We start from the raw sequence: 4,782 nt of genomic DNA, 5'->3' as shown, positions 1-4,782 counted from the left end.
CTGACGTCACCGTGGATAAAACGCAGGCTATTGCCGACGGCAAGGAGCTTATTACCTACACCGCAGCAGTAAAAGATGCTAAAGGCAACCCTGTTACAAATCATAAAGTGACCTGGAGCGCCTCTGGTACGGGTGTTACGCTTTCAGCACCGAGCACAACAACCAGTGCCTCGGGCGTCGCGTCCGTCACGCTGTCCGCATTGAAAGCCGGAAATGCCGGAGTCACGGCCCAGGCAGAAACAGGTGCCGGGTTTAATGCGCCACAGGTAACCTTTATCGGTGACGCCCGCACTGCGCAGCTTACCGACCTGAAACTCAGTAAACAGAACGCACTCGCTAACGGCGCCGATGAAGTTTTTTTCACGGGGATCGTGACGGATGCGAACAGCAACCCACTGTCGGGCATCAGTATCAACTGGGCAGCAATACCTGCTACAGGTCTCCTGTCAACGGCCTCCAGCACGTCAGACAGCAACGGCAACGTGACGGTATCTCTGACCTCAAAACAACGTGGGGAGCATCAGATCAGCGGTAACATTGGCCATGCTGCCAGCGGATCACTGGTAACATCAGGCACAGTGAAATTCACTGAGGATGCGACGTCTGCTACGCTGCAAAGCCTGACAGCAGATAACACCAGTGTCACTGCCGGTAAAGGTATTGTTACGCTGACCACTCAGGTGCTGGACGCATCCGGCCATCCGGTAGCGAATAAATCTGTTGTCTGGAAGTCTGACAATGCCGCGGGTGTTTTCAGTGAAACCACATCGAACACCGATGCGAAGGGTAACGTGAAGGTGACTTACATCAGCACGCTCGCGAAAGCCACCACCATTACGGCATCCAGCGACAATCACAGCCAGAAAACTATTCAGCTAACCATCACGCCTGATATACAGAGTGCAAAACCGGTTAACGTCAGCGCCAGTAAAACCAGCGCAATGGCGAATAACAAGGATGTGGTTACCCTGACCGCCACTGTGGAAGATGAATACAAGAACCCCGTCAGCCAGAGTGAGGTGACCTGGCAGGTTCAGCCAGCAACAGGTAAATATCATCTTACCGGCAGTCCGCAAAAAACCGACGCCCAGGGTCAGGTTACAGCAACGCTCACCTCAGAGGATGTACTCGCCTGTCAGGCTGTGGCGACCATCAATGGTGTAAGTCAGTCATCTGAAACCATCAGCTTTGGTGCCGATGCGGCTACTGCCGCAGTCTCTGCGCTCACCCCGTCCACAACAACGGATGTGGCAGCAGGTGATAACATAACGCTGAAAGCCACAGTGACGGACGAAGCCGGACATCCTGTTATTAACCAACGGGTTAACTGGAGCTCCGATAATACCAACGGGATTTTCCAGCCTGGTAATGTCACCGACACCAACAGTCAGGGTATCGCGGAAGTTGCTTATTCCACCACCAAAGGAGGTGCGTCGCAAATTACTGCGGGTATTAATCAGTCCAGCCAGACTGTAACGGTGAATGTGACTGGCAATATTGCTACAGCGGCCCTGTCTGACAGCAAAGTGGACAAAACCCAGGCCGTAGCCGATGACAAGGAACTCGTAACCTGGTCGGTTACTGTCAAAGATGCCCACGATAATCCGGTTAAGGGCGTGCAGATCGACTGGACCAGTAACGCCCCGAATCTGACGTTAGACGGCACCAACAGTCTGACGGATAACCAGGGCGTTGCCACCGTCAGCGGACACACGAAAATCGCAGCCGTAACAATTGTCACCGCCACCATACCGGTGAATGGCACACAGCTTGCGGCACCTGGAGTCACCTTTATTGGAGATATAAAAACCGCAAAAATGGATACAATATATAGTAATAAGTCTATTGTTGCCCCTGATGGTAAGGATAACGCAACCTATGAAGCGATAGTGACGGACATCAACAATAACAGGGTCCCTGATGCTACCGTTAGCTGGCAGACAACACCTGGTTTCTTCCTTTCTGCGGAAACGTCAAAAACCGATGCCAACGGAATTACAAGTGTCACTATTCGAAGTACTAAAGTAGGAATGGCGACGACAACGGCAAGCACGAATGGTTCAACGATAACAGATCCAGACATGGCGTTTATGACAGAGATATCTGAACACTGGGTCATCAATACTGACACAGCCCAAACTATGTCTGCGCATCTGAGCGCCCCTAACCTTTACACAGCATTTATCGTTGCTCCCCCCACGATGGGCCCAACAACACTATCATCAGGAAACAATCCCGATAATGAAGTGATTCAGACACCGATCATCGATGAACACGGCAAGGAGTATACGCTCAAGTTAAGGGCAAGAAAGCTTACAGCTTGTGGTCTTTATTCCTTCAACACTGTGATTGGTTGTGGGCTTTCTCTTGCGAGAAGTTTATTTGACTGGTCGCGCAGCGATAACCCCGACCTTCCTGCTGGACATTACACCGGTTTGATCCATTACATTCTCACCGACGGAACATGGAAATTTGAATACAATATGACGGTGGATTTAACCATTAACTAAACAGAAATCACGCCAGCATCCGATAAGGGTGCCTGGCTAACGCAGTGAGATTACCTACTGCATCAGTCTGAATAACCACCAATGTCCTGTGCAATAAATATTGCGCAGGACATTTTTTATCAAAAATACCCTGAGATTACCGATTTTTTGGACTATTGACCTGACGCGTATTGACTGAAAATAGTGCCATCAGAGTTCCATCAGGTTGAACGCAACACAACAACGATATCATCCAGACAGGCGCTTTATTTACGTCATCAGCTCTACGTAACCGGCCTTCTGCCCCGCTCCGATCTGGCGAATAACGCCCAGAGATTCTTACTACTCAGTGGATAGGTGAGACTCAACCCGCTATTTGTGTGAATATCACCTTTAATCAGGTAGTCAAATTTACTGTGCCACTACAATCACTGATATCACAGATTTATAATAAAAATATTTTCTATATACATCTAATCATTTTAAAATAACTCAAACTATATCAATATATAACTTGTAAATAACAACAACTCTTTTTTAATTCTATTAATATTTATAGTGTCACTTGGCCATGAAATAAAATGTTGCATCATTAGAAATGAAGATTTATTTATGAATAAAAATACAGTTGCTTTTTTGGTCATCAGTAATGATGAAATATTGATGGCAGCAACGTGATATATAGTTGTAATCCTATTCCGTAAAATAAAACAACAATTGTGCCTCATGTTCAGATCTAATGAATTAACACTTTAATCCATTACAAGTACAAAACAGGCAGTTCATCGGCAACCTAATACTTTTTTGGGTTACAACTTCTACTTGAAAATAGGTTATTATGAAAAATATAGACGCTACGTTTAACTGGGATCCTGAAAGTAATCAGTCTTTTGACTATCCCAGAGAAGTCACGTTGAGGGGACCTGCAGAAGCATTTAATAAAATGCAAGGATGCGGGCTTGAAGTTTACGGTATGGCTACTGGTCCTGTTCACGTTGGTCCTGTTCAAGCTGGTCCTCTTATTCTTCTCCCGGATAGTACAGGAGCCGACGTTATTAATTGGTCTGTACCAGCTACGAAGGATAAAAATTCCACTTTTCTGTTTTTGGAAAAAGCTGATTTCCGTATTGCAGGTGACAAAAACTTAAAAACCATAACATTAACTGATTCCTCGAGACATCGTCCTTATTTCGCAATTGATTTCAAATTGTTCGATGATAGCCGTGTTACACTGGAAAATCTACGCGCTGTTTTCCTCGGAATGTCAAGGTTAGATACAATTAAAAGCCCATACCTTACTGGTATTCAGAATTCAAGATTCATCATTTCAGCAGAGTATATTGAGTTGTTTTATAACGCTATAATATCAGGATACAGCACACTTGATGTGCAAGCCAATGAAATTTCAACAAATAACATCGCGGGCAGTATACTTAGCGGATTGAGGTTTAATAATAATTCTTCACTCTTACTAAATGTTAGATTAGAGCAACATACTGACTCAAATTTAAACCTTTCGAGTAGTTTATCTTTTTATGATTCATCTTATGGAAATATTTTCGCAAGGACTATATGTAATGATGTCCCTGATAACAACGAAGGAGATTATGTTGCGATAGATGCTTTTGATAATTCGACAGTGGATATTCATACAACTCAGTTTTCACAGGGGAATGGGATGGGTAAGATTATTCAGTTGTCAGGTAGTGCAAAGGTAACTATTAATCCATTGAACAATACTATCCCAATTGCTCCTGTGCAAGAGTTACAGAAACCAACAGGAAAATGCTGGGCAGGAATGATTAACTTTAAATCCGGTTCAAAAGCGACTCTAACATTAGCTGCGGCAACTCTTCAAAACCTGCCAGATGTAATGGCGTTAAATGACTTAAAAATCGTGTACGTAGATGAGATGCCAGTTGATATTTTAAGTAGTTTCAATATTTCATTTAAAGATGGGATTGTCTTAAAATTGAAATGATTTTCTATATCACCTTGAATTTCTGTTTGTAAATTATGGCGTTGTGGTTTTATTTTCTGAATGCGACAGTTTTATTAAATGACACTGTCGCATCTTTCATTCTGGCTTCCTGTCGGTCTTCATTTGTACGCTCCAGGACCCTCCGGCGTACAGCCAGCGCCACTGCCGACAGGATGGTCATCACCACTTGTCCCATATCACCATCGGTGCTGCTCCCATCGTCAATAAACCTGACGGTAACGCCCTGAGCGTCAAATTCCTTTATCAGTTGGATCATACCGGCGGTATCGCTGTAAATAGACCCGTTTTAGT

The 4,782-nt window shown here is 44.8% G+C and carries 2 protein-coding genes and 1 pseudogene; 2 read left to right on the top strand and 1 reads right to left on the bottom strand.

What is annotated here, in order from left to right; translation table 11 throughout:
• Together FEK46_RS23190 and FEK46_RS23185 are read left to right on the top strand one after the other, a co-directional pair.
• On the top strand, window positions 1-2,510 hold a 2,510-nt coding region (locus FEK46_RS23190), incomplete at its 5' end, for an Ig-like domain-containing protein (protein ID WP_171021385.1).
• 817 nt (window positions 2,511-3,327) lie between these two features.
• Window positions 3,328-4,470, top strand: coding sequence for a hypothetical protein (locus FEK46_RS23185; protein WP_135380942.1), 1,143 nt, complete (start codon window positions 3,328-3,330; stop codon window positions 4,468-4,470).
• A gap of 94 nt (window positions 4,471-4,564) precedes the next feature.
• On the opposite strand, the pseudogene FEK46_RS23180 reads toward FEK46_RS23185, so the two are convergent.
• Window positions 4,565-4,759 (bottom strand): annotated as a pseudogene (locus tag FEK46_RS23180) (recombinase family protein); the annotation flags it as partial.
• Window positions 4,760-4,782: the final 23 nt, after the last annotated feature.

The sequence above is a fragment of the Escherichia sp. E4736 genome (assembly GCF_005781225.1).
Classification (GTDB): Bacteria; Pseudomonadota; Gammaproteobacteria; order Enterobacterales; family Enterobacteriaceae; genus Escherichia.
This window is presented reverse-complemented; position numbering and strand designations above follow the sequence as displayed.

Excerpts from the sequence above, each read along its gene's own strand:
- FEK46_RS23185 (WP_135380942.1), top strand. The coding sequence starts at position 3,328 with ATGAAAAATATAGACGCTACGTTTAACTGGGATCCTGAAAGTAATCAG.